Source organism: Bacillus sp. FSL R5-0709 (genome assembly GCF_038004785.1).
In the GTDB taxonomy this organism is placed as follows: Bacteria; Bacillota; Bacilli; order Bacillales; family Bacillaceae_G; genus Bacillus_A; species Bacillus_A mycoides.
The window spans coordinates 3,959,884-3,985,272 of record NZ_JBBORT010000001.1 but is presented as its reverse complement, the minus strand read 5'-3'; the positions used below and the strand labels follow the sequence as shown (position 1 = coordinate 3,985,272).

The window sequence follows — 25,389 nt, the reverse complement described above, 5'->3', positions numbered from 1 at the left end:
AAGGATGAATCTAGATTTTTCGGCAATTACGCCTTCAATACCATATATATTAAAGGGATTAGAAGTTACATTGAAAATTGTAGCTGCATCAGCTGTGGTAGGATTTATTTTAGGAACGTTATTAGCACTTTGCAAAATTGCTAGAATACGAGTATTAAATATTGCAGCAGATATTTATACGTCAATATTTCGTGGCACACCGCTAGTATTACAATTAATGATTATTTATTTCGGTGTTCCGCAAATGATGGGTTATGAGATACCGGCCTTTTTAGCAGCTGTACTTGCATTTAGCTTAAATTCAGGTGCATATATGTCAGAAGTAATTCGTGCCGGCATTCAAGCAGTCGATAAAGGACAAACAGAAGCAGCAATGGCTTTAGGTATTCCGTACAGTAAAATGATGAGAAATATTATTTTTCCTCAAGCTTTAAAAAATATATTACCAGCACTTGTGAATGAGTTTGCGACACTTACGAAAGAGTCGGCTGTAGTAACCGTAATAGGAGCGACTGATTTAATGCGCCGTGCTTATATTGTAGGTGGTGAAACATTTAAATATCTTGAGCCATTACTTTTTGTTGGACTTATTTATTATATATTAGTAATTATTCTTACATTAGTCGGGAAAGCCATTGAAGGGAGAATGAAGAAAAGTGATTAAAATTGACAACCTTCATAAATCATTTGGGAAAAATGAAGTATTAAAAGGAATTACAACAACGATTGAGAAAGGAGAGGTTGTTGCAATTATTGGACCGTCTGGATCTGGAAAGTCAACGTTTTTACGCTGTATGAATGTATTAGAAGCGCCGACAGATGGTCACATTTGGATTGGAACGGAAGAAGTAACGAATCCGAAAACAAATATTATGCACGTTCGTGAAAATGTCGGAATGGTATTTCAACATTTTCACTTATTCCCTCATATGACTGTATTAGAAAATATTACGTATGCTCCTATCAATGTAAAAGAAGTAACGAAGCAAGAAGCTGAAAAAAAAGCTGAGAAACTTCTAGAAAAAGTGGGGTTATTAGATAAGAAAGATGCATATCCAAATCGTCTTTCAGGAGGACAAAAGCAACGTGTAGCAATTGCAAGAGCGTTAGCGATGGAACCGGAAGTTATGTTATTTGATGAACCTACCTCTGCGCTAGATCCAGAAATGGTGAAAGAAGTGTTAGAAGTTATGAAATCATTAGTTACGACAGGAATGACGATGGCAATCGTTACACATGAAATGGGATTTGCAAAAGAAGTAGCAGACCGTGTTCTCTTTTTAGATGGTGGAAAGCTCGTAGAAGATAGTAATCCGGAAGAGTTTTTTACAGCACCAAAAAGTGACCGTGCAAAAGAATTTTTGCAAAAGATATTGTAATATGTGAAGGGTACGTGAATAATAGGTAGAAAAGGATGACATTGCGTCATCCTTTTTTTATACTATTTTTAAATACATTTATACATATAGGAGTAATGATATGTTTAAAATTGGATATAGAACAGTGAAAACAGCGCTTGGAACGGGAGCGGCAGTTTTTATTGCTCAGTTATTAGGATTAGAATTTTATAGTTCAGCTGGTATTTTAGTCATTTTATGTGTGCAAAATACGAAACGAAAATCCGTTCAAGTATCGTTGCACCGTTTTTTAGCTTGTGTATTATCGATGGTATTTGCGTTTTGTATTTTTGAAACGATTGGTTATACACCACTAGCGATTAGCGTATTACTGCTTACCTTTATTCCAACTGCAGTTATGTGCAAAATTCAAGAAGGGATTGTCACGAGTTCGGTTATCGTTATGCATCTGTATTCATTAAAGCAAATTACATGGTCTATAGTTGGTAATGAAATTGCTATATTAACGATTGGAATTAGTGTCGCTTTATTAGTAAACATGTACATGCCAAGCAGTGAGAATAAACTGAAAGAGTATCAAGGAAAAATAGAAGAGCATTTCAGAACGATTTTGTTTGAAATGGTCGTTTATTTACGGAATCGAGATAGTAATTGGAGTGGGGCCGAATTAATTGAAACAGAAATGATGCTGAAAGAAGCGAAAGATTTATCATTTAAAAAACTTGAGAATGAATTTATGCGTGAAGATGACTATTATTATCGGTATTTTGATATGCGTATGCAACAATTTGAAATTTTGGAGCGCATGATACCATTAGCTGCATCACTATCTTGGACGTATGAACAAGCTGATATGATTGCAGACGTAATTGAAAATATAGGGAATTCTATTCGACCTGAAAGTACAGGGGTCATTTCGTTAAGACAACTTCAAGAAATGCGAGAAGTATTTAGAGAAATGCCTTTACCAGTCTCGCGAGAAGAATTTGAAATACGTGCAAAACTTGTTCAACTTGTTTATGAGATGGAGCAATATTTACTCATTAAAAGTCGTTTTAAGGGAAAGGATAATATAAAAGAACTTATTTAGAAGGTAGGAACTATATATGCCGTATCTTCTTTCTTTATTATTATGTCTTTCTCTATCACCGATCTGGCCTCTTGGTGATAACCCACGTGCTGGAGATCCTTTTATAATTGTAAATAAAGCAACGAATAAACTAGCTTACATCGATGATGGGAAGATCCAAAAGGTTTTTTCAGTAGCGACAGGGAAAACAAATGAATTAACCCCAGAAGGAACTTTTGACATTGTATTGAAGGCGAAGGATCCCTATTATATTGCGAAGGATATTCCTGGGGGCTCTCCAAAAAATCCACTTGGATCGAGGTGGATGGGATTTAATGCAAGAGGAACGGATGGAAGTAAGTATGGGATACACGGGACAAACCAGCCTAGTTCAATTGGAAAATATATTTCGCAAGGATGTATAAGAATGAAGAAACATGATGTGGAATATTTGTTTGATCGTATTCCAATTGGAACGAAAGTATCGATTGTGAAATCGAAAAAAACATTTCAGCAATTGGCGAAGGAAAAAGGGGCCATAGTATTTGGAAAAGTCAACGAAACGGTTGGCTTTTTCTTTTATTATAAGTTGTCTTGACATGTGTACATAACCATGCGTTAATGAGAATATATAAAGATAATTGAGTAAAGGGGTTGCTCATATGTATTTAAATCCAAAAATTTCTTACATGCAGTTTTGTGTTGGTTTTCTATTTGTTATTACATTCATATTGGCAACTTTTAATATATGTTCTTACGTTGTAGCGATTGTATTTATGGCATTACTCAATCTTACTTTTGTTATTGGGGCATTTCAGCAGAAACAATATACAAGTTTTGTAATAGCACTTGTAATGGCCTTTTCCTTTAGCATTGTAGCAATTGTAATATATATAAAATAAAATGTTCATTACAAGATAGACTATCTCGATTTCGAGATGGTCTATTTTGTATGTGTAAGCAGTAAAAAAAGGACGAGTGAATCGTCCTTTTTACCAAAACATACTTGCGCCAGTAAGTAATGTTGTTACAAGCATAGAAATTAGCATTATATAAACCATAATTTTTTGAGCTTTTTTATGCATCGTTAAACCTCCTTGCAAATCAGTACAATTTCATTGTAACGAGAAATGAAATTGTGGACAAGGGGAGAGAAAGGACAAAATTCGGGAAGGGGGTGCAAAATATTACAGGAAATTTGAGCATACGTAGAGAATATGTTAAAAGATAGATTATTAATTTTTTTTTATGCAAGCTGAAGAATGGAGATACAATGATGAAAATATACGAGACAGATCGTTTACATTTAAGAGAAATTGATGAGTCGTATGCGGAAAAAGTTCTTCAATATTACGACAAAAATCGTGAATTTTTAAAAGCGTGGGAAGAGTATAGACCGGAGGGGTTTTTCACGTTAGATTATCAAAAGAAAAAGTTACAAAAGGATAGAAAAGAGTTCGCGGAAGGCAAGATTATCAGGCTTTGGATTTTTAAAAAGGGTGATGATACAAAAATTATTGGATGTATTTCATTTAATCTAATTGTTCGCGGAATTTATCAATCTTGTGTACTCGGTTATAAATTAGATAAGGAAGAATTGAATAAAGGTTACACAACAGAAGCGCTTAGAAAAGCAATTCAAGTTACCTTTGAAGAATTTCATTTACATCGTATAGAGGCACCAATTATGCCACGAAATTTAGCATCTATACAAGTAGTGACGAAGATAGGATTTCAATATGAAGGTGTATCTCGAAAAATGCTAATGGTAAATGGCATCTGGGAAGATCATATGCGCTGGGTATTGTTAAACGAGTAATAGAAGGCAGATGGGTATCTAGATGTGTTAACCATCTGTTTTTTGTCTTGTATTTCGAAACTTTTGCGAAATTCTGTTATAATTAATGTTGTTATATACATAATGGTAGTGCAGGAGGCGCAGTCTTATGATTAATCAAGAACGTTTAGTAAATGAATTTATGGAGTTAGTACAAGTAGATTCTGAAACAAAATTTGAAGCAGAAATTTGCAAAGTGTTAACAGAGAAATTTACTGCTTTAGGTGTAGAAGTATTTGAGGATGACACGATGGGTGTGACTGGTCATGGTGCAGGTAACTTAATTTGTACTTTACCAGCAACAAAAGACGGTGTTGATACAATTTATTTCACTTCTCATATGGATACAGTAGTTCCTGGTAATGGAATTAAGCCTTCTATTAAAGATGGATATATCGTATCAGATGGTACTACAATTTTAGGAGCCGATGACAAAGCTGGATTAGCATCTATGTTTGAAGCAATTCGTGTCTTAAAAGAGAAAAACATTCCTCATGGTAAAATTGAATTTATTATTACAGTTGGAGAAGAATCTGGTCTTATTGGCGCAAAAGCGTTAGATCGCGAGCGCATTACAGCAAAATATGGTTATGCATTAGATAGTGATGGAAAAGTTGGTGAAATTGTAGTTGCAGCGCCAACACAAGCGAAAGTGAATGCGATTATTCGCGGGAAAACAGCTCATGCTGGCGTAGCACCAGAAAAAGGTGTATCTGCAATTACTATCGCAGCAAAAGCAATCGCAAAGATGCCACTTGGTCGTATCGATTCTGAAACAACTGCAAATATTGGACGTTTTGAAGGTGGTACACAAACAAATATCGTTTGCGATCATGTTCAAATCTTTGCAGAAGCTCGTTCTTTAATAAATGAGAAAATGGAAGCACAAGTTGCAAAAATGAAAGAAGCATTTGAAACAACTGCAAAAGAAATGGGTGGTCATGCAGACGTTGAAGTAAACGTTATGTATCCAGGATTTAAGTTTGCTGCTGGCGATCACGTTGTAGAAGTTGCGAAACGTGCAGCTGAAAACATTGGTCGTACGCCTTCTCTTCACCAAAGTGGTGGCGGAAGTGATGCGAACGTAATCGCAGGACATGGTATCCCAACAGTTAACTTAGCAGTTGGTTATGAAGAAATTCATACAACAAATGAAAAAATTCCTGTTGAAGAATTAGCGAAAACAGCAGAATTAGTTGTAGCTATTATCGAAGAAGTAGCGAAGTAAGTAATAAAGTCAAAAAGACGTGTGAACCAATTATGGTTTACACGTCTTTTTTTATTTTGATTCAATTGCTTTCACAAGGCGGATAAGCCAATATAAGAAGACCCACGGAAGTACATAAGTTGTTGCAAAACGTATGAAATGAGAGAAGATTCCTAAAGCGTAAATGTTAATGTTAAAAAGGGGAAGTAACAAATAATTAATCGCAAGGATTACTATAATAATAATAAATACATAATTGAGTTTATTATGTTGTTTCATAACGATTCACCTCCTTTACAATAATATCCATTTGTTACGTGCAGTATAGCAAAAAATAGATAGAGAAAAGCCAATAATTATTATAACGTGTAAAGAAATTTGATATAATGAAGGAACAAATGTTCTTTAAGGGGTGAGTAGTATGCGAGAAATGTATCCGAAAAATGGACGTGTTATTTTACATGTAGATATGAATTGTTTTTTCGCATCTGTCGAAATTGCTCATGACCCATCATTACAAGGAAAGCCATTAGCGATTGCGGGGAATGAAAAAGAGAGAAAAGGGATTATCATAACATGTAGTTATGAGGCGAGAGAATATGGAATACGTACGACGATGCCTCTATGGGAAGCGAAGCGATTATGCCCGCAATTAGTTGTGAGGCACCCTAATTTTACATTATATCGAGAAGCTTCATTTCAAATGTTTCAAATTCTTTCCCGTTTTACAGAAAAAATACAACCGTTTTCTATAGATGAAGGGTATTTGGATATTACAGATTGCTATGCGCTCGGTTCGCCTCTTGAAATAGCGAAGATGATTCAACAAGCGTTACTAACAGAGTTACAGCTTCCATGTAGCATTGGGATTGCCCCAAACCTTTTCCTAGCAAAGACTGCTTCAGATATGAAAAAACCTCTTGGAATTACAGTACTTCGAAAACGTGATATCCCAGAAATTATTTGGCCACGATCAGTTGCAGAGATGCATGGAATCGGAGAGAAAACAGCTGAAAAACTAAAAGACATTCATATACATACAATTGAACAGTTAGCAAAAGGAGACGAGCATATCATTCGCGCTAAAATTGGAAAGCACGGTGTTGATTTACAAAAACGTGCAAAAGGTATGGATGACAGGGAAGTTGATCCGAATCAAATGGGACAACATAAAAGCGTTGGAAATTCGATGACTTTCTCAAAGGATATGGACGAAGAAAAAGAATTACTTGATATGTTAGAAAGATTATCGAAATCAGTAAGCAAAAGGCTACAAAAACGAACTCTCGTTAGTTATAACATTCAAATTATGATTAAATACCATGATCGTCGCACGGTAACACGGAGTAAACAATTGAAAAATGCAATATGGGAAGAACGGGTTATTTTCCAAGCAGCATCACGTTTATGGAAGCAACACTGGGATGGTGATTCTGTTCGCCTGTTAGGTGTTACAGCTACTGAATTAGAGTGGAAGACAGAATCAGTGAAACAGTTAGATTTGTTTTCATTCGAAGAAGATGCGAAAGAAGAGCCGTTACTTGCTGTTATTGATCAAATTAATGAAAAGTATGGAACACCTCTTTTACAGAGAGGTAGTCAATTATTGCGTAAGCAAGAAAAGTCGTTTCAGCAAAAATTAGAAAATAAGTTTATGTAGAAGGTTTTAGAGATTTAAACCCTTCTTTTTTAGATGGAAGAGAGGGTCCGGCCATTCGATGTCTCCATTGTCTTTCCATTCCGATGCAAGCTCCTACAATAATTGCTATAAATAACCTTAATACGATGTCATACCATATCATCATGGTTACCTCCATACATATAAGTACATGTTATATTTTTTGAGAATGAGTGAGAAATACCCACTCATTCTCATTTTTACAACCAGCTGTGGAATTTTTTAATATAAAGCTTTTTCAGGAATTGTGTTAAGAAAGCATAGCCTAATAATATTCCTATGAGCCACGGGAAGTAGCTTAGTGGTAATGCTTGTAAACCAATTGCTGCACCAAGTGGTGAGAATGGAATGTAAATTCCGATTGCCATAATACAAGCGGTTAATATAAGAACTGGTATTGATGCTGTACTTTGAATGAACGGAATTTTCTGTGTTCTAATCATATGGACAATTAATGTTTGAGTTAGCAACCCAACGACAAACCAACCAGATTGGAATAGCGATTGTTCTCCAGGTGTATTTGCACCGAACACATTCCACATGACAACGAATGTGATAATATCGAATATAGAGCTAATTGGACCGATGCAAATAATGAAGTTACGCAAGTTTGCAGTATCCCATTTTCTAGGCTTCTCTAGAAATTCCTTATCCATTTTATCCCATGGAATTGAAAGCTGTGAAATATCATAAAGTAAGTTTTGAATTAAGAGATGAATTGCAAGCATCGGTAAAAATGGAATGAAAGCACTTGCCACTAATACACTAAATACATTTCCAAAGTTAGAGCTAGCTGTCATTTTTATATATTTTAAAATATTGCCGAAAGTAGTGCGTCCTTCTAAAATACCTGCTTCTAATATAGTTAAACTTTTTTCAAGTAAAATAATATCGGAAGATTCTTTTGCAATGTCAGTAGCAGTATCAACAGATATTCCAACATCAGCATCACGTAGTGCAACGGCATCGTTAATACCATCCCCCATATAACCTACAGTATGACCATTACCTTGCAATACGCGAATGATGCGGGACTTTTGCATTGGATTTAGTTTTGCGAACACTGTTGTTTCTTCTGCCAGTGTTGCTAATGTTTTATCTGGTAAAGAATCAATTTCGTAACCGAGGACAGGCTCACCTATATTTAATCCCACTTCTTTACAAACTTTTTTTGTAACAATTTCGTTATCGCCTGTTAAGATTTTCACTTGTACGCCATGTTTTTGCAATGCTTGAATTGCAGAAGCAGCAGATGGTTTAGGTGGATCTAAAAAGTCGATATATCCAGTAAGGATCATAGTAGATTCATCTTGTACTGCATAAGCTTTATGATAAGGTTTGTTATCGTTCTTGTATGCTACAGCGATGACACGCATTCCTTCACTATTTAAAGTTTCGCTGAGATGTTTTACATTTACTCTCATTTCTTCAGTGAGAGGGACAATTTGTCCATCAACTTCAGTGTAGTTACAAATTGATAAAATTTCTTCTACGGCACCTTTACAAACCATTGTATGTTCACCTAAAATATTTTTCACGATGACAGACATGCGACGCCGAGCAAAATCGAATGGAATTTCATCTAGCTTTTGAAAAGCTGATGGATCAAATTTATGGTTCTCCTCTGTATGTTCAATAACAGCTTTATCTATTAAATTTTTCAATCCAGTTTGATAGAAGCTATTTAAATAGGCAAAGTGTAATACACGATCGCATTCATTTCCGTTAGGATCTAAATGACGAACTAGGACAACTTTATCTTCTGTTAAAGTTCCAGTTTTATCTGTGCAAAGAATGTTCATAGCACCTAAGTTTTGAATTGAGTTGAGCTGTTTTACAATTACTTTTTGTTTAGACATGTTCACGGCGCCTTTAGCTAAATTAGCAGTTACAATCATTGGCAGCATTTCAGGTGTAAGGCCAACTGCAACAGCAATAGCAAAGAAGAAAGCTTCTTGCCAATCTCCTTTTGTGAATCCATTAATGAGAAGGACAATGGGTGCCATAATAAGCATGAATGTGATTAAGAGCCAACTTACTTTGTTTACGCCTTTATCAAAGTTTGTTTCTGCACGTTTTCCGATAACCTTTTTTGCTAAAGAGCCGAAATACGTATCCGTACTAGTTGAAACAACAACAGCTTTTGCGCTACCGCTAACAATATTTGTACCCATAAAGCAAAGGTTTTCCATATCGAGCGGATTGTAATTTTTTTTCATGTTTTTCGGTAATATATGTTTATTTTCCGTATGGTAGCAGTTTTCGTATTTTTCTACAGGAAGTGCTTCCCCGGTTAAAGAAGACTGATTAACAAATAAATCTTTTGCGGATAAAATACGCACATCAGCTGGCACGATATCACCAGCTGAAAGTGAAATAATATCGCCAGGTACAAGTTCTTCAATTGGAATTTCTGTTGTGTAATTTCGATTTAAATTTGTTACGTTTTTTGTTTCGTGTACAAATCCATCTATTCTAAAGACACTCGCAGTTGTTCGAACCATAGCCTTTAACTTATCCGCCGCTTTCTGAGAGCGGAATTCTTGTAAAAAGCGAATCGTTGCACTTAGCAGTACCATTACAGATACGACAATTGTTCCTTGTATATCATCTGTGAAAAAAGAGAGTGCTCCAAGAGCTAACAAAACAAAAATAAATGGATTTTTAAATGCCAGCAGAAATTGAATGTACCACGGCAATGTTTTATTATGAGCGATTTCGTTCGGACCATATAAAGAAAGTCTACGAGACGCTTCTTGTTTAGAGAGTCCATCTTGTGTTGTTTCTAAGAGTTTTAACGCAGAGTTTACATCCTGTGTTGCAACTTCCACTAATAATTCGTTATTTGCTTTCATGCTATCTTGATCGTAAGCATGCTTCGTTTCTTGTTTTTGTAAATTTAACATTGGTAGTTCCTCCTTTTCATGAAGGAGGAAACAATCTGTTACTCGACTATTTTAAACAGGGAGGAACAGCTTCTTTCCTACCTACATGATGAAATATAAATGTAAAACATATGGGTATCTGGGCCGAATCATCACTTGACACTGTTCCTCACCTCCGTACAATTTAATAGTTTCTGAATATGCTATGTTTGTTTCATAGTAGGGTGCATAAAGATATAAAAAAGACCTTTACTCAAAACGAGTAAAGGTCTGAATTCATAGTTAAAAAGAGTCAACAACAAAGACTGTTAGTAAACATAGATAAAAACAGTTTTTGTGTATGACAAAACATACGCACCTCTCCCTCGTTGAGTTTTAGCACTGTATAGCATAGGTACTGAAACCAGCTACGTTAAGAAAGGCCTTCATTCCGACCTTTCCTGTTGACCCATTGGCGTCTCTCGACATTTTTGGGCAGCAGCGTTTCTCTATACAGGAGCCTCACCTAACAGAGACCATATTCAATTACACGTTGAATATTAGCACTGTAAAATCGTAGTGTCAATATCTTTTCGATCTATTTTTTTGAAAAATCAAATAGATTTATGGTGGCTATATAGTAGGAAATAAGGCGGGAAAATAAATACTTTAATGAACATAAATAAAAAGCACTGATTACAGTGCTTTTTATTATAGATTATGAGATTGGAGGATTTTCAAAAATAACAATTTCTGAGTTACTTGTTGTTGAAACGCGTTGTGCGTAATATGTTAAAGCTGAAGAAATATATGTTGGTAACGTCTCATTTGTATGTGATGTTGTATATTCATGGATTAATTCTTTTAAAGTCGTCCATTCTAATTGTGCTGGGTGATCAGAAACGAAAGAACTTACCCAGCGATCAAATGAAGATGAAAAATCAGTTTGTAAACGAAATACTTCTTTCATAATAAAACGCTCCCTTAAAATGTAGTACAATCATTTTACCACAAAATACGAACGATAGCTAAATTTTTTAAGTATAATGTTCGTGTTATATAGTTGTCTAGATGATTGGTTATACAAATTCAATTTGCCATTTGAAATAACATTCCGTAAGATGAAAGATAGATTATATAAAGAGCTGGAGGAAAGAAAGTGGAATTTGTATTTTTAGGGACTGGTGCAGGTGTTCCTTCAAAAGGAAGGAATGTTTCAGCAATTGCTTTGCAGTTGTTAGAAGAACGAGGACAGACTTGGTTATTTGACTGTGGCGAGGCGACGCAACATCAAATACTACATACGTCTGTACGTCCACGCCGCATTGAAAAAATATTTATTACGCATTTACATGGCGATCATATTTTTGGATTGCCGGGTTTATTGGGTAGCCGTTCGTTTCAAGGTGGAACAACAAAATTAACAGTGTACGGACCAAAAGGAATTAAACAATTTATTGAAGTGGCATTATTAGTAAGTACGACACATGTTAAATATCCACTTGAAATCGTTGAGATTACGGAAGAAGGTATTGTGTTTGAGGATAATGAATTTTGTGTAGAAACAAAAAGGTTATCACATGGAATTGAATGCTTCGGATATCGAATTGTAGAGAAAGATATACAGGGAGCTCTTTTAGTGGATAAGTTACTGGGAATGGGTGTGAAACCTGGTCCAGTTTTTAAACGCTTAAAAGATGGTGAAGTAGTTGAATTAGAGAATGGCACAGTGTTAGATGGAAAAGATTTTATTGGCCCGCCTCAAAAAGGAAGAGTTATTACAATTTTAGGCGATACACGATATTGCGAAGCGAGTAGAGAGCTTGCGCAAGATGCTGACGTACTTGTTCATGAAGCGACTTTTGCGGCAGAAGATGAACAACAAGCGTATGATTATTTTCATTCCACATCTAAGCAAGCTGCGAGTATTGCACTTCAGGCAAATGCAAAACGCTTAATATTGACTCATATTAGTTCTCGTTATCAAGGAGATACATATAAGGAATTATTGAAAGAGGCAAGAGAGCTATTTTCTAATACAGAAATAGCTACGGATCTAAAATCATTTCCAGTAGAAAGATAATAATGTTGTGAAAAAATGGTGACGATAGGTTGCCATTTTTTTTATTTCTAAAAAAAATTAAAAATAAAACTGTTATCATTTTATTTTTATATAGGATGACACAGAAAGTTTTAATGATGTGAAGATATAGGATAAAAATACATAATGCCGATTATTTAGAAAAACTGTTATATAAGTCAGACGACATACGAGTGGTACAAGTAGCGAAAATGGATTTTTATTCAGAACTTTTAAAATTCATTAAAAGTAAGCGTTTTATTAAAAACAAGCTATAATGAGGGCAGATTATAATTTATTGTAGGCTACATGCGTTTTAGCCATTTGTCATAACAAGTGAAGTTGACTAAATCGTGAGAGAGCAACATGGAAATTATAATAGGAAGGATATTACTATTATTTGTACTAAGTCTTTTTTTCCTTTTTAGCTTTAAAATATCAAAAGGTATGAAAGCAATGGGAGTTTCACTTGTTTATGCTATGCTTGTAAGGGGTTCTGTGTTAAACTTTGGATTGCTACCAGACTTTATTGTGGACTATCTTATATTATTTTTAAATGCAGGTAATGCTAAGTTTCTTATTTATTATTATAACTGGTATTATTTCAGGATATATTGCTTCACTGTTATTCAAAAACTATCCAATTCTTACAGCGGAACAAATTCGTGGTACGACTGGAACAGCAACCGATTTGGTAGCTTAATAGAATAGTAAATAATTTTTTCATAGAGGTTTAGGGGGAGTTATGATGAAGTATCGCTCAGTGTTTGATATTATTGGTCCGGTTATGATTGGTCCATCAAGTTCACATACAGCAGGCGCGGCAAGAATGGGGCAAGTTGCTCGTCAGCTGTTTCGTCATGAACCAGAGAGAGTTAGCATTTCATTATATGGTTCATTTGCAAAAACATACCGTGGTCACGGTACGGATGTAGCGCTAATCGGTGGAATACTAGGATTTGAAACAGATGATTTACGTATTCCAAGTGCGTTAGATATTGCAAAAGAACGCGGGATTGAAGTGGAATTCATTGAAGAAGATGCAAATGCTCCGCATCCAAATACAGCGAAAATTCGTCTGTATAAAGGTGAAGAGGAAATTGAAGTTGTTGCTTGCTCAATTGGTGGCGGTAAAATTGAAGTTGTAGAATTAAACGGATTCGATCTTCAATTAACAGGCACGAGTCCAGCACTACTTATTGTAAATAACGATCGCTTTGGTGCTATCGCAGCTGTAGCTTCAATCCTTGCTAAGCATGAGATTAACATAAGTACAATGAGTGTTTCTCGTAAAGAAAAAGGAAGAAGAGCGCTTATGGTCATTGAAACAGATGAATTATTAGCAGATGAAGTAATTGCGGAAATAAATGGGCAACAAAATATTTGTCAAGTAACTATTATGGATTAATTGCAGGGGGGACACACCATGTTTCGGAACGCAGCGGAACTAGTGGCGCAAGCTAAAGAGCAAAATGTAAAAATCGCAGAAATTATGATTCAATGTGAAATGCAAACAAGAAATATCTCACGTGAAGAAGTAATTGCTGGAATGGAAAAGAACTTAGTCGTGATGGAACAAGCAGTAGAACGCGGTATTCGTGGTGTAAAATCACCGACTGGTTTAACTGGCGGGGATGCTGTGAAAGTCCAAGCGTATATGCAGAGTGGAAAAGGTTTATCTGGAGATACGATTTTGGACGCAGTGAGTAAAGCTGTTGCGACAAATGAAGTAAATGCGGCGATGGGAATTATTTGTGCAACACCAACAGCAGGATCTGCTGGAACAGTGCCAGGTGTACTGTTTGCACTGCAAGAAAAATTACAGCCGACACGCGAAGAAATGATTGAATTTTTATTTACAGCAGGAGCTTTCGGTATGGTTGTTGCGAATAATGCTTGTATTTCTGGCGCGGCAGGAGGTTGCCAAGCTGAAGTAGGTTCAGCAAGTGGAATGGCAGCTGCAGCAGCAGTTGAGATGGCTGGTGGAACACAAGATCAAGCAGCTACAGCGATGGCGATTTCATTAAAGAATATGCTTGGTTTAGTATGTGATCCTGTTGCAGGGCTTGTAGAAGTACCTTGTGTAAAACGTAATGCAGCAGGAGCTGCGAATGCCATGATTTCAGCTGATTTATCATTAGCTGGTGTAACTAGTACAATTCCATGTGATGAAGTCATTGAGGCGATGTTTAGAATTGGACAAACGATGCCAGTAGCACTTCGTGAAACAGCAGAAGGTGGCCTTGCAGCAACACCGACAGGTCGTCGTTTGCAAGAAGAGATTTTTGGTAAGAGTAATAACTAAAAGCATATCATATGATTAAAGTAAAAACGGAGCTCAAATAAAGTTGAGCTCCGTTTTTTATTTTTCTTTTGCTATTTCTTCTAATGTTTTTCCAAGATCGTGTGATCGTTTCGTTGCTTGTGTAATACATGAGATTAATGCTTGTTGAAAATTATGCTCCTTTAATACTTCAATACCTGCTTCAGTTGTTCCGCCAGGAGAAGTAATTTCTTTTCGCAAAATAGAAGGGTGTTTTTCGCTTGCTTTTAGCATTTCAGCAGAACCAATCATCGTCTGAAGAATAAGAGATTTTGCAACATCTTCTTTTAAACCAATTTTTTTTGCTGCCTCTTCCAGTGCCTCTACCACGTAATAAATATAAGCTGGTCCACTTCCAGATAATGCAGTGATAGCATGCATATCTTCTTCTTCTACAACAGAGACGAGACCAATCGTTTCAAATAAAGATGTTGCAGTGCGAATATGTTCCTCCGTTGTGTGTTCTGAAGGTGAGATAGCGGTAGCGGATTTTAAAATGGCTGCAGATGTATTTGGCATTGCACGAATAATCGGAACGTCTTTTTGAAGTAGGTTTCTAATTGAATGAGTAGAAACACCTGCTAATAACGAAATAATAAGCAAGTCATTATTTATGTATTCTTTAAGAGGAATAACCGCTTCTGCGACATCTTTTGGCTTCATAGCTAGAAAAAGAATATTTGCATCAGCAAGTAATTCCTTTTTATTATGTGTACCTTTGACACCGTATTTTTTATGTAACTCCTGTAATCTTGTCTCGTTAGAACGATTACTTACAGTGACGTGTTCTCCCTTAACAACATTTGCGTTTAATAAGCCACCAATAATCGCTTCGGCAATAGAGCCTGCACCGAGAAAGGAAATGTTTTGCATAGACATGATGTGCCTCCTTTAAATTTGGTTAGAAATACTTATAAATGTACATACATTCGTTTTTTTATGGAAAAGACCTCTTTTTATCTGAAAATAATGACAAATTTATAGGGAAGTTGTAAACTGAAGAGGTATTCATTTTTGAACCGGAAAAAGACAGGGGGGGCTAAGCATGACGGCGATTCATCGAATGGAGATTCCTGTTCCATTTGCAGTTGAGACAGTGAATGTGTTTTTAGTTGAGGGAGAAACATTAACGTTAATTGATACAGGGACAAATACAGAAGAAGCAAAGAAAGCACTAGAAAGTCAATTAGGTGCATTAGGATATAAGATAGAAGATATTGAAACGGTAGTGATTACGCATCACCATGCGGATCATTGCGGACTTTTAAATACATTTTCTGAAAAAGTAAAGATTATCGGACATCCTTGGAATGAACCATGGATTACACAGAATGCTGAATTTTTAAAGAGGTATCATGAATTTTTTAAAGAGACAGCCTTGCAGTTCGGCGTTCCAGCAGTATTTCTGAATGGTGAGGCGTTATTGACGACGAAGACACTTAAATATTCTTGTAATAGATCGTTAACACATACCGTGAGAGAGGGAGATCGTATAGATTCATTACCTGGATTTACAGTGATTGAAACCCCGGGTCATGCTTCCACTCATATTTCATTATATAGAGAATCTGATGGAATATTAATTGGTGGGGATGCTCTCATTAGTCATATTTCTTCAAATCCAATATTAGAACCACCATATGAAGGGCAAACAGAAAGAGCGCATCCCTTATTGCAGTACAATCAAACGTTAAAACGTTTAAGTGAAATGAATATTTCACGGATTTTATCAGGGCATGGGGAAGATGTTCTGAATGTGAAACAACTTATTGAAACAAGATTACAAAAGCAAGAGACACGTGCTTTTAAAGTGCTTGAACTATTAAAGGAAAAGCCAATGACAGCATTTGAGGTGTGTGTAAAACTATTTCCGGTATTATATAAAGAGCAATTACCACTTACTATCTCAGAAACTGTTGGACAATTAGACTTTTTAGCATATAATCAACAGGTGATGATTGATGAATCTTCACAACAATTGATTTATTATGCAAAGTAGGTGACAGCAATGACGGGACGTTTACAAGAAAAAGTAATCGTCATTACAGGTGCTTCTAGTGGAATTGGAGAGCAAGTTGCAATGCAGGTTGCAGAGCAAGGGGCGACGCCGGTATTAATGGCTCGAACAGAAGAGAAGCTACAAGCATTAGCAGACAAAATTAAAGTAACTTATAATACGCCTTGCTATTACTATGTATTAGATGTAAGGGAAGAAACGAAAGTACAATCTGTTTTTTCAAAGGTATTACAAGAAGTAGGCCGTATTGATATATTGGTAAATAATGCTGGGTTTGGTATTTTTAAAACGTTTGAAGATGCTTCAATGGATGAAGTAAAGGATATGTTTCAAGTAAATGTATTTGGATTAGTAGCTTGTACGAAAGTGGTATTACCTAATATGGTAAAAAGGAACGAAGGACAAATTATTAATATTGCTTCATTGGCTGGAAAAATTGCAACTCCGAAGTCGAGTGCTTATGCAGCAACAAAACACGCTGTATTAGGATTTACGAATAGTTTACGTATGGAGTTATCTAACACAAATGTGTATGTCACAGCAATTAACCCAGGACCGATAGAAACGAACTTTTTTGAAATAGCCGATCAATCAGGTACATATGTGAAAAATATGGGACGTTACATGTTAAAACCAACATATGTAGCAGAACAAATCGTAAAGGCGATGCAAACGAAAAAACGTGAAGTAAACTTGCCGAAGTGGATGGGAATGGGGCCAAAGCTCTACGCATTATTCCCAGGTTTATTTGAACGCGTTGCAGGCAAATCATTAAGTAAAAAATAGGAGATTTCCATATGGAAATCTCCTATTTTTTATTTTCCAGTCACATAATCGTAAACGATATCCTCAACAGCCTCGTATACATCAATTTCAGTATTTGAATGAATTATCATTTGAATATGTTTAATTAGCATTTCCTGATCCTCTTTTGAAACAGGATTACATTGATATTGCCGAAAACTTTTTATAATCATTTTCTCAATTAATTTTTTATTCATGTTTTTCCCCGCCTGTATGTATACATGTATTGTTTTATTGTACTTGAAGTGAAATGAAAATACTACTATGCAATATTTTTGCATAAAAATCCACTTGTGTATATCGCTTTTATAGCGAGAATAATATTTTGAAGTTTTTTAAAATTATAAATATTTAATTGACTTTATAATTATGCAATATTATAATCAAACTTAATTTAAAGAATAGATATGAGGAGGAGCTTATGAAAGTCGCAATTATTGGAGCAACTGGATATGGAGGTATTGAGTTAATTCGGTTATTAGAGCAACATCCATATTTTTCGATAGCATCTCTCCATTCTTTTTCACAAGTTGGTGAATTTATAACAAATGTATACCCGCATTTTCGAAATGTTCTTGTCCATACGTTACAAGAAATTGATGCGGAGAAAATAGAGAAGGAAGCTGAAATTGTATTTTTAGCAACTCCAGCGGGAGTATCGGCAGAGTTAACACCAAAATTATTGGCAGTAGGTTTAAAAGTAATTGACCTATCTGGAGACTTTCGTATGATAGATCCCTCGTCATATGAATTGTGGTATAAAAGGCCAGCTGCACAGGAAGAATTTCTTAGGAAAGCAGTATATGGATTAAGTGAATGGAAAAGGCCTGAGATCCAAAATGCAAATTTAATTGCAAACCCAGGATGTTTTGCTACAGCTGCATTATTAGCGGTAGCGCCGTTAGTACGTAGCGGCATAATTGAAGAAGCTTCGATTATTATTGATGCGAAATCAGGAGTATCTGGAGCGGGCAAAACGCCAACAACAATGACTCACTTTCCTGAGTTATACGATAACTTACACATTTATAAAGTTAATCAACATCAGCACGTTCCTGAGATTGAGCAAATGCTTGCAGAGTGGAATCATGAAACGAAGCCAATCACGTTTAGTACACATTTAATACCGATATCACGAGGGATTATGATTACACTTTATGCGAAAGTGAAAGAGGAAATGAAAATAGAGCAACTTCAAAAATTGTATGAAGAAACGTATGAATACTCAGCTTTCGTTCGAGTTCGCTCGCAAGGAGAATTTCCAAGTCCGAAAGAAGTAAGGGGCTCAAATTATTGTGATATTGGGATAGCTTACGATGAAAGAACAGAAAGAGTTACGGTCGTTTCTGTTATAGACAATATGATGAAAGGTGCGGCAGGGCAAGCAGTTCAAAATGCAAATTTATTAGCGGGGCTAGAAGAGACAACGGGTTTACAGCATATGCCGCTTTATCCATAAGGGGGAAATTATGATTAAAGCATCGTCTATTAAAAAATTAGCAAATGGTTCAATTGTTACACCAAAAGGCTTTTTGGCAATCGGTACTGCAAATGGTCTGAAAAAGGTGAAAAAGGATATGGGTGCAATCGTTTGTGAGGTGCCAGCATCATGTGCCGCTGTGTATACAACAAATCAAATACAAGCAGCGCCGTTGCAAGTAACGAAGGATAGCATAGCAGCAGAAGGGAAATTACAAGCAATTGTTGTAAATAGCGGCAATGCAAATGCTTGTACGGGGATGAAAGGATTGAAAGATGCTTATGAGATGCGAACATTAGGAGCGGAACACTTTGGAATAAAAGAAAAGTACGTCGCAGTCGCTTCAACAGGTGTAATTGGAGTACCTTTACCGATGGATATCATTCGAAAGGGAATTGAATCTCTTGTGCCAACAAAGGAAGTAAGTGAAGCTTATTCTTTTTGTGAAGCAATTTTAACGACAGATCTTATAACGAAAGAAACTTGCTATGAGATGATAATTGATGGGAAAGCAGTGATCATTGCTGGGGTCGCAAAAGGATCAGGGATGATCAAACCGAATATGGCAACGATGCTTAGTTTTATTACAACAGACGCCAATATAGAGCATGAAGTATTGCAAACAGCATTATCACAAATTACGAATCATACGTTTAATCAAATTACGGTGGACGGAGATACTTCTACAAATGATATGGTCATCGCTATGGCAAGTGGATTATCAGAAACGAAAACGATGAATATGGAACATGAAGACTGGGAAACTTTCGTAGTTGCTTTACAAAAGGTATGTGAAGATTTAGCGAAAAAAATTGCACAAGATGGTGAAGGTGCTACGAAGTTAATAGAAGTAAACGTGTTAGGGGCTAGAACAAATGAAGAAGCAAAGAAAATTGCAAAACAAATAGTCGGTTCCAGTCTTGTGAAAACAGCGATATACGGTGAGGACCCAAATTGGGGACGAATTATTAGTAGTACTGGACAGAGTGAAGTAATTATTAACCCAAATACAATTGATATCACTCTTCAATCTATCGCCGTATTAAAAAATAGTGAGCCTCAAATGTTTTCTGAAGAGGAAATGACAAAGAAATTACAAGAACATGAAATAAAAATTGATGTGTGTTTACATTTAGGAGATGAAACGGGATCAGCTTGGGGCTGCGACTTAAGTTATGAATATGTGAAAATAAATGCTTGTTATCGTACATAAGGAGAGAGAAGATGAGTGATTATATTGTAGTTAAATGTGGCGGTAGCATGTTGAATCGATTAAATAGTGTCTTTTTTGATTGTATAAAGAAATTGCAAAATAAGTATAAGGTTGTTATTGTCCATGGCGGTGGCCCAGAAATTGATGCCAAGTTAGAAGACTCTAATATCGAGATAGAAAAGAAAGATGGATTAAGAGTAACACCAAAAGAGGTTATGGATGTTGTTCAAATGGTGCTATGCGGAAGTACGAATAAAAAATTCGTAATGAATTTACAAAAACATGATTTACTTGCGGTGGGGCTTTCAGGATGTGACGGTAATTTACTTCAAGTTCAACCTGTTGGCGAAGCGATAGGATATGTAGGAGAAGTAAGTTATGTAGAAACAGCCCTATTGAAAGGGTTGATAGATATGAATTATATTCCTGTCATTGCCCCGATTGGGATAAATGGTAATGAGGTTTATAACATAAATGCAGATACCGCTGCAGCTGGAATTGCAGCCGCACTATCCGCAAAAGAACTCATTTTTATAACGGACGTAGATGGAGTATTACACGAAGGAAGATTGGTAAAGAAAACGGATGAATATGAAATTCTTACTTTTATAGAACAAGGCGTCATTACAGGTGGAATGATTCCGAAAGTACAGGCGGCACTTACATCGTTAAAAATGGGAGTGGAAAAGGCTAGTATCGTAAATGGTACAAAGGATTTTACTGAGGTTACAGGAGAGTGTGTTGGAACTACGGTAACAAAAGGAGTGAGTATCGTATGACAAACCATCTTTTTCAAACATATGGAAGAAGAGAAATTGAATTTCTAAAGGGCAATGGGGCTAAAGTTATTGATAAAAGTGGTGAGCAATATTTAGATTTCACTTCTGGTATTGGAGTATGTAACTTAGGACATTGTCATCCTACGGTTGTAAAGGCAGTAGAAAAGCAACTTAGAAATATATGGCATATATCTAACTTATTTACGAACTCCTTACAAGAAGAGGTCGCATCATTATTAACAGAAGATACAGCATTAGATCATGTGTTTTTTTGTAATAGCGGGGCGGAGGCAAATGAAGCGGCTTTAAAGCTAGCACGTAAGCATACTGGAAAATCTCTCGTAGTAACATGTGAGCAATCTTTCCACGGGAGAACATTTGGAACGATGAGTGCAACAGGGCAAGATAAAGTGAAAGAAGGATTCGGCCCATTACTTCCGTCTTTTTTACATATACCATTTAACGACATACGAGCATTAGAGGAAGTAATGAATGAAGAAGTTGCGGCGGTAATGGTAGAAGTTATTCAAGGAGAAGGAGGAGTAATATTAGCTGATCCATCCTTTTTGAAGGAAATTGAAAAACTATGTAATCAGTACAATGCTCTTTTTATTATAGATGAAGTACAAACTGGAATAGGCAGAACAGGAACACTATTCGCTTATGAGCAAATGGGAATAGTTCCTGATATCGTTACCATCGCAAAGGCGCTTGGGAATGGTATTCCAGTTGGAGCGATGATTGGCCGAAAAGAACTAGGTTCTTCTTTTACTGCCGGGTCACACGGTTCAACTTTCGGTGGGAATTATATTGCTATGACTGCAGCGAAAGAAGTATTGCAATTCATTAAGGAGCAATCGTTTTTTAAAGAGGTACAGGAAAAGGGCGAGTACGTATTAAAGAAATTGCAAGAAGAATTAAGACACGTTGAATGTGTTCAAAATATTCGTGGTAAGGGACTTATGATTGGAATCGAATGCAAGCATGAGGTTGCAAATGTCATAGAACAACTAGAAAAAGCAGGACTTCTCGTATTACAAGCAGGGCCTAATGTTATAAGACTACTACCACCACTTATTGTAACGAATGAAGAGCTAGAACAGGCAATATATATGCTAAAAAGAGTGGTTTGTACAAAAAATGCATCAATAATATAAGGGGGAAATTTCATGTCAACTGTACAAGTACCGAAATTAAATACGAAAGATCTTTTAACGTTAGAAGAATTGACGCAAGAAGAAATCATTTCTTTAATTGAGTTCGCTATATATTTAAAAAAGAACAAGCAAGAGCCTTTATTACAAGGGAAAATATTAGGTCTCATTTTTGATAAACATTCAACCCGTACTCGCGTTTCTTTTGAAGCAGGAATGGTACAGCTCGGAGGACATGGAATGTTTTTAAGTGGAAAAGAGATGCAAATTGGCAGAGGAGAAACGGTGTCAGATACTGCGAAAGTACTATCTCATTATATTGATGGAATTATGATACGCACATTTTCGCATGCGGATGTAGAGGAGCTTGCAAAAGAGTCCAGTATCCCAGTTATTAACGGTTTAACTGATGATCATCATCCTTGCCAAGCATTGGCAGATTTAATGACGATATATGAAGAAGTTCATACGTTTAAAGGAGTTAAATTAGCTTATGTAGGTGATGGGAATAATGTATGTCATTCACTATTGCTAGCGAGTGCAAAAGTCGGAATGAATATGACTGTTGCAACTCCCGTAGGGTATGAGCCGAATGAAGAAATTGTTAAAAAAGCATTAGCGATTGCTGATGAAACAGGGGCTGAAATTGAAATTTTGCATAATCCTGAATTAGCGGTAAGTGGAGCAGATTTTATTTATACTGACGTTTGGATGAGTATGGGCCAAGAAGGAGAAGCAGAAAAATATACTTTATTCCAGCCTTTCCAAGTAAATAAAGAGCTTGTTATACATGCAAAGCAAACATATCGTTTCCTGCACTGCCTGCCTGCTCATCGTGAAGAAGAAGTAACTGGAGAGGTTATAGATGGGCCACAGTCTATCGTTTTTGAGCAAGCTGGTAACAGGTTGCACGCGCAAAAAGCTTTATTAGTGAGTTTATTTAAAAATATAGAAGAGCCTTCCTAAAAGGGAGGTTTTTTTATATGGAAATGTCGGATGTATATTTAGTTAATTATCTCTATATCATTTATAATAAAAAGAGAAAACTAAATTTGTTTTTCATATCATGTAAGGACATACTAGATAAAAAATATAGTTAAAGAGATGATGAATTTGAAAACAACTAAGAAAACATATTCGTTTTTTCAGCGGATGTGGAGAATATTAAAGTTTCAATATTTTAAGTTGCTTCGATCCCCAGAAGGAGCAAAGAAAGTGTCGCTAGGTTTTGCTATTGGATTTGGTTTAGAAATGTTGGTGATTTATACGGCATCGCTCGTATATTTAATATTTTATCCAATTGTAAGGTTAGCAAAGGGATCTTTTCCAGCCGCAGTCATTGGTAATATTATTGGGAAAATATCGTTTCTCCCAGTATTTTTATTTCCGTTTGCTTATGCGCTAGGAAAAATGATTTACCCATTTCATGTACAGAAAATACATCATGAACCATTTACGATATCAGATTTGTTTTCGAGCCATATTTTTACGATGTTAAAGAGCTTATTACAGAGTGAAGTATATGTATTAATTGGTATGACGATAATAGGAATTGTGTGTGGGGTAATTTCATATTTCGTTGTGCATTATTTATATGAAAAGAATCGTAAGTTACGTTTGAAGAAAAGAAAGAAACAAGTGAGAGAACCACTTGTTCAAATATAAAGAATGTCACATTCATTTTCTCCTTTGAATATGTTTAAGAAAAAGGGGGAGAGAATGAATGTATTATTATTACGTACCGCAAGTATACCCATATGTAAATTATTATCCGGTTTATGATATGAGTAGACAATACGAGTTATATCGACAACAACAATTACAGCAAATACCACAAATACCACAAATACCACAACAACAGCCTACGCAAGAACAAAAACCATATTTAACGACATGGCCGTATTCAAATGTATACTATGGTAATTATTACGAATCATAAAGCTGCTTCTATTTAGAAGCAGCTTTATGCGTTTGTTTTCAAAATTAAATTTTGAATGGTTTTAAGAGAATAAATGAGCTTTTCACGCTCTTCCTCAGATAATGTTTGAAAATTTTCTTTTAGTTTGCCTAAAATGAATTGCTGATACTGACTTACTAACACTTTCCCTTCAGTTGTTAGGGAAATTAAAATGACCCTTCGATCTTTTTCGCTATAATGACGCTCTATTAGCTCTTCTTGAATAAGTTTGTTTAATAGAGGGGTCATGTTAGGCCGTGAAATCGCTAGCCGCTTGCCAATTTCTGAAACTGCTAATGTACCATTTTCATGCAAAAGCAGTAACACTTGCGTATGCGATGGCGGCATATGTCTTTGAGAAGAAAACTCTCCAGGAAGCATAAATTTGCGATAAAAAAGAGGCACTAGCGAAAGAAGATGATCAACAATACGTTCCCACTCGCGTGATTCCATATAACGGCCCCCTTCCACTATCATTGTAACAAAAAAGACAAGGTATAAAAATAGAATTGTTTCATGGTAGCCTTAATATTTGTAGGATAACACTTGCTTTGTAAATGTATTGGCAATAATCGCATAACCGTTATCATTTGGGTGTACTTGGTCAAATAGTAACTCTTTTTTATCATTCGATATTAATTTGCGAATTGGTAAAACGATCGACGGTTGATGTGCTTTTGAAATAGAATAAATAGAATCATTCCAACCGTCTAAAAACATATCTGCATAACTTGCGATGGAGTCCTCTAGTTGTAAAGGGTTATAGAGTTCAGAGAGAATGAGTAAAGCATTCGGATTTTGATCTCGAACGGTCTTTACAATATTTTTTACATCCGTTTCAAAACGGGCTTTTTCTTTATTTAACATTTTAATACCATCTATAACACCTACATCACGATTTAAGCGGAATAAATTATTTCCTCCAATACTAATAGTAATGATATTTGCTTCCCTAATTTTTTGTTGAACATCTTCTGATTGAACTTTTTTTGCGAGACGATCTGTAGTAAGACCGTTTATCCCAAGGTTTTCTACTGTAATTGGTTTGTGAATTTGTGTTTCTATTTGTCTAGAAGCTAATTCGGCAAATCCCCCTTGTGTAGATCCATATCCTTTTGCAAGTGAATCACCTAATACGAGGTGATAAAAAGAGTCATTCGTTTGCTTATAAATCCAACTGGGAGCAGATGTTTTTTCTGCTTTTCCTTCAGTTTCTTTTTGTTCTATCTCATCGTTCTTTTCAAAATTAGAACAAGAAATGATTAGAAGGAGGAGACAAACAATTGTTAAGATGATTTTTTTCATAAATTCATCCTCCTTGTAATTGGTAATTGTATCATATTCAGCAGTATAAGCAATGTAAGGGCATATTATATATTTATGAAAAATTCACAATAACTTTACAGAAAATTTGTAGAAGTATGTCAAAAAATATTGACGGTATGAAAGAACTTTAGATATGATAATGTCAGATAAGGTGAAAATCATCGCTCTAATAGAAGAAAAAGGTATGTGATTAGGGACTGATAGAGATTCATTTCATTATTTTGGGGTAATTGTATAAGGGGG

At 35.7% G+C, this 25,389-nt stretch carries 30 protein-coding genes and 1 riboswitch; of the genes, 21 read left to right on the top strand and 9 right to left on the bottom strand.

Going from position 1 to position 25,389, the window contains the following annotated elements:
• Window positions 1–4 precede the first annotated feature (4 nt).
• From MKX37_RS20300 to MKX37_RS20280, 5 genes are all read left to right on the top strand, one after another.
• Window positions 5–664, top strand: coding sequence for an amino acid ABC transporter permease (locus MKX37_RS20300; protein WP_002067073.1), 660 nt, complete (start codon window positions 5–7; stop codon window positions 662–664).
• A complete protein-coding gene (locus MKX37_RS20295) occupies window positions 657–1,379 on the top strand; it encodes an amino acid ABC transporter ATP-binding protein (RefSeq protein WP_002088545.1) in 723 nt (240 codons plus the stop codon). Before MKX37_RS20300 ends, MKX37_RS20295 begins: the two co-directional genes overlap by 8 nt.
• 100 nt (window positions 1,380–1,479) lie before the next feature.
• Window positions 1,480–2,448, top strand: a complete 969-nt coding sequence (locus tag MKX37_RS20290) for an aromatic acid exporter family protein (protein ID WP_002033971.1) — start codon at window positions 1,480–1,482, stop codon at window positions 2,446–2,448.
• A 16-nt stretch (window positions 2,449–2,464) separates the two neighbouring features.
• On the top strand, window positions 2,465–3,025 hold the full coding sequence (locus MKX37_RS20285; RefSeq protein ID WP_078421742.1) for a L,D-transpeptidase: 561 nt from the start codon (window positions 2,465–2,467) through the stop codon (window positions 3,023–3,025).
• Window positions 3,026–3,089: 64 nt separating this feature from the next.
• On the top strand, window positions 3,090–3,329 hold the full coding sequence (locus MKX37_RS20280) for a DUF3894 domain-containing protein (protein ID WP_002088543.1): 240 nt from the start codon (window positions 3,090–3,092) through the stop codon (window positions 3,327–3,329).
• Window positions 3,330–3,419: 90 nt separating this feature from the next.
• On the opposite strand, the gene prli42 is transcribed toward MKX37_RS20280, so the two are convergent.
• Entirely contained in the window at window positions 3,420–3,512 is a 93-nt protein-coding gene (gene prli42 / locus MKX37_RS20275) for a stressosome-associated protein Prli42 (RefSeq protein WP_000549036.1), read from the bottom strand.
• Between the two features lie 188 nt (window positions 3,513–3,700).
• On the opposite strand from prli42, the gene MKX37_RS20270 reads away from it, so the two are divergent.
• Both MKX37_RS20270 and MKX37_RS20265 read left to right on the top strand, forming a co-directional pair.
• Window positions 3,701–4,246, top strand: coding sequence for a GNAT family N-acetyltransferase (locus MKX37_RS20270; RefSeq protein WP_002015105.1), 546 nt, complete (start codon window positions 3,701–3,703; stop codon window positions 4,244–4,246).
• Between the two features lie 127 nt (window positions 4,247–4,373).
• Window positions 4,374–5,492: a tripeptidase T gene (locus MKX37_RS20265; RefSeq protein ID WP_002015107.1), complete on the top strand. Its 1,119-nt coding sequence runs from the start codon at window positions 4,374–4,376 to the stop codon at window positions 5,490–5,492.
• Window positions 5,493–5,543: 51 nt separating this feature from the next.
• On the opposite strand, the gene MKX37_RS20260 is transcribed toward MKX37_RS20265, so the two are convergent.
• Window positions 5,544–5,750 carry a hypothetical protein gene (locus tag MKX37_RS20260; RefSeq protein ID WP_002129020.1) on the bottom strand — a complete coding sequence of 69 codons (207 nt, stop codon included), beginning with the start codon at window positions 5,748–5,750 and terminating at the stop codon, window positions 5,544–5,546.
• A 142-nt stretch (window positions 5,751–5,892) separates the two neighbouring features.
• On the opposite strand from MKX37_RS20260, the gene MKX37_RS20255 reads away from it, so the two are divergent.
• On the top strand, window positions 5,893–7,131 hold the full coding sequence (locus MKX37_RS20255; protein WP_002088539.1) for a DNA polymerase IV: 1,239 nt from the start codon (window positions 5,893–5,895) through the stop codon (window positions 7,129–7,131).
• On the opposite strand, the gene MKX37_RS20250 is transcribed toward MKX37_RS20255, so the two are convergent.
• The 3 genes from MKX37_RS20250 to MKX37_RS20240 all read right to left on the bottom strand — a co-directional run bounded on the left by MKX37_RS20250 (window position 7,124) and on the right by MKX37_RS20240 (window position 10,983).
• On the bottom strand, window positions 7,124–7,273 hold the full coding sequence (locus MKX37_RS20250; protein ID WP_162208024.1) for a hypothetical protein: 150 nt from the start codon (window positions 7,271–7,273) through the stop codon (window positions 7,124–7,126). The genes MKX37_RS20255 and MKX37_RS20250 overlap by 8 nt on opposite strands.
• Before the next feature lie 76 nt (window positions 7,274–7,349).
• Complete coding sequence (mgtA, locus tag MKX37_RS20245; protein WP_078421740.1) at window positions 7,350–10,055, bottom strand: magnesium-translocating P-type ATPase; 2,706 nt, start codon at window positions 10,053–10,055, stop codon at window positions 7,350–7,352.
• A 331-nt stretch (window positions 10,056–10,386) separates the two neighbouring features.
• A riboswitch (M-box (ykoK) riboswitch) is annotated at window positions 10,387–10,554 on the bottom strand.
• Between the two features lie 177 nt (window positions 10,555–10,731).
• Complete coding sequence (locus MKX37_RS20240; protein ID WP_050000326.1) at window positions 10,732–10,983, bottom strand: DUF3932 family protein; 252 nt, start codon at window positions 10,981–10,983, stop codon at window positions 10,732–10,734.
• 189 nt (window positions 10,984–11,172) lie between these two features.
• On the opposite strand from MKX37_RS20240, the gene rnz reads away from it, so the two are divergent.
• The 4 genes from rnz (at window position 11,173) to sdaAA (ending at window position 14,398) form a co-directional block, all read left to right on the top strand.
• Entirely contained in the window at window positions 11,173–12,096 is a 924-nt protein-coding gene (gene rnz, locus MKX37_RS20235) for a ribonuclease Z (protein ID WP_002014952.1), read from the top strand.
• Window positions 12,097–12,658: 562 nt separating this feature from the next.
• Window positions 12,659–12,796 (top strand): hypothetical protein, encoded by a 138-nt coding sequence (locus MKX37_RS20230; RefSeq protein WP_229193783.1) that lies wholly within the window; start codon window positions 12,659–12,661, stop codon window positions 12,794–12,796.
• A 45-nt stretch (window positions 12,797–12,841) separates the two neighbouring features.
• Window positions 12,842–13,501 carry an L-serine ammonia-lyase, iron-sulfur-dependent subunit beta gene (gene sdaAB / locus MKX37_RS20225; RefSeq protein WP_002088527.1) on the top strand — a complete coding sequence of 220 codons (660 nt, stop codon included), beginning with the start codon at window positions 12,842–12,844 and terminating at the stop codon, window positions 13,499–13,501.
• A gap of 18 nt (window positions 13,502–13,519) precedes the next feature.
• A complete protein-coding gene (sdaAA, locus tag MKX37_RS20220; protein WP_002033842.1) occupies window positions 13,520–14,398 on the top strand; it encodes an L-serine ammonia-lyase, iron-sulfur-dependent, subunit alpha in 879 nt (292 codons plus the stop codon).
• 57 nt (window positions 14,399–14,455) lie between these two features.
• On the opposite strand, the gene proI is transcribed toward sdaAA, so the two are convergent.
• Window positions 14,456–15,295 (bottom strand): pyrroline-5-carboxylate reductase ProI, encoded by an 840-nt coding sequence (gene proI / locus MKX37_RS20215; protein ID WP_002066991.1) that lies wholly within the window; start codon window positions 15,293–15,295, stop codon window positions 14,456–14,458.
• Window positions 15,296–15,461: 166 nt separating this feature from the next.
• On the opposite strand from proI, the gene MKX37_RS20210 reads away from it, so the two are divergent.
• On the top strand, window positions 15,462–16,415 hold the full coding sequence (locus tag MKX37_RS20210; RefSeq protein WP_002014957.1) for an MBL fold metallo-hydrolase: 954 nt from the start codon (window positions 15,462–15,464) through the stop codon (window positions 16,413–16,415).
• Between the two features lie 9 nt (window positions 16,416–16,424).
• Window positions 16,425–17,219, top strand: coding sequence for an SDR family oxidoreductase (locus tag MKX37_RS20205; protein WP_078421738.1), 795 nt, complete (start codon window positions 16,425–16,427; stop codon window positions 17,217–17,219).
• A gap of 29 nt (window positions 17,220–17,248) precedes the next feature.
• On the opposite strand, the gene MKX37_RS20200 is transcribed toward MKX37_RS20205, so the two are convergent.
• Complete coding sequence (locus tag MKX37_RS20200) at window positions 17,249–17,434, bottom strand: YqzH family protein (RefSeq protein ID WP_002014960.1); 186 nt, start codon at window positions 17,432–17,434, stop codon at window positions 17,249–17,251.
• A 224-nt stretch (window positions 17,435–17,658) separates the two neighbouring features.
• Here MKX37_RS20200 and argC point away from each other — a divergent pair, with 224 nt between their 5' ends.
• From argC to MKX37_RS20165, 7 genes are all read left to right on the top strand, one after another.
• Window positions 17,659–18,696, top strand: coding sequence for an N-acetyl-gamma-glutamyl-phosphate reductase (gene argC, locus MKX37_RS20195; RefSeq protein WP_002129012.1), 1,038 nt, complete (start codon window positions 17,659–17,661; stop codon window positions 18,694–18,696).
• Window positions 18,697–18,706: 10 nt separating this feature from the next.
• Window positions 18,707–19,930 carry a bifunctional glutamate N-acetyltransferase/amino-acid acetyltransferase ArgJ gene (gene argJ / locus MKX37_RS20190; RefSeq protein ID WP_078421737.1) on the top strand — a complete coding sequence of 408 codons (1,224 nt, stop codon included), beginning with the start codon at window positions 18,707–18,709 and terminating at the stop codon, window positions 19,928–19,930.
• An 11-nt stretch (window positions 19,931–19,941) separates the two neighbouring features.
• Window positions 19,942–20,709, top strand: a complete 768-nt coding sequence (gene argB, locus MKX37_RS20185; RefSeq protein WP_033731234.1) for an acetylglutamate kinase — start codon at window positions 19,942–19,944, stop codon at window positions 20,707–20,709.
• On the top strand, window positions 20,706–21,866 hold the full coding sequence (locus MKX37_RS20180) for an acetylornithine transaminase (RefSeq protein WP_002167704.1): 1,161 nt from the start codon (window positions 20,706–20,708) through the stop codon (window positions 21,864–21,866). Before argB ends, MKX37_RS20180 begins: the two co-directional genes overlap by 4 nt.
• 12 nt (window positions 21,867–21,878) lie before the next feature.
• The gene (gene argF / locus MKX37_RS20175) at window positions 21,879–22,829 is read left to right on the top strand and encodes an ornithine carbamoyltransferase (protein ID WP_002185000.1); all 951 of its coding nucleotides are present in this window, start codon (window positions 21,879–21,881) and stop codon (window positions 22,827–22,829) included.
• 147 nt (window positions 22,830–22,976) lie between these two features.
• Entirely contained in the window at window positions 22,977–23,528 is a 552-nt protein-coding gene (locus tag MKX37_RS20170) for a DUF2062 domain-containing protein (protein WP_002167705.1), read from the top strand.
• Between the two features lie 58 nt (window positions 23,529–23,586).
• Complete coding sequence (locus MKX37_RS20165; protein WP_033731229.1) at window positions 23,587–23,802, top strand: hypothetical protein; 216 nt, start codon at window positions 23,587–23,589, stop codon at window positions 23,800–23,802.
• A 24-nt stretch (window positions 23,803–23,826) separates the two neighbouring features.
• Here MKX37_RS20165 and MKX37_RS20160 read toward each other — a convergent pair whose 3' ends face one another.
• The gene (locus MKX37_RS20160) at window positions 23,827–24,273 is read right to left on the bottom strand and encodes a MarR family winged helix-turn-helix transcriptional regulator (protein WP_002129002.1); all 447 of its coding nucleotides are present in this window, start codon (window positions 24,271–24,273) and stop codon (window positions 23,827–23,829) included.
• 72 nt (window positions 24,274–24,345) lie between these two features.
• Window positions 24,346–25,125, bottom strand: coding sequence for a GDSL-type esterase/lipase family protein (locus MKX37_RS20155; protein ID WP_002129000.1), 780 nt, complete (start codon window positions 25,123–25,125; stop codon window positions 24,346–24,348).
• Window positions 25,126–25,389: the final 264 nt, after the last annotated feature.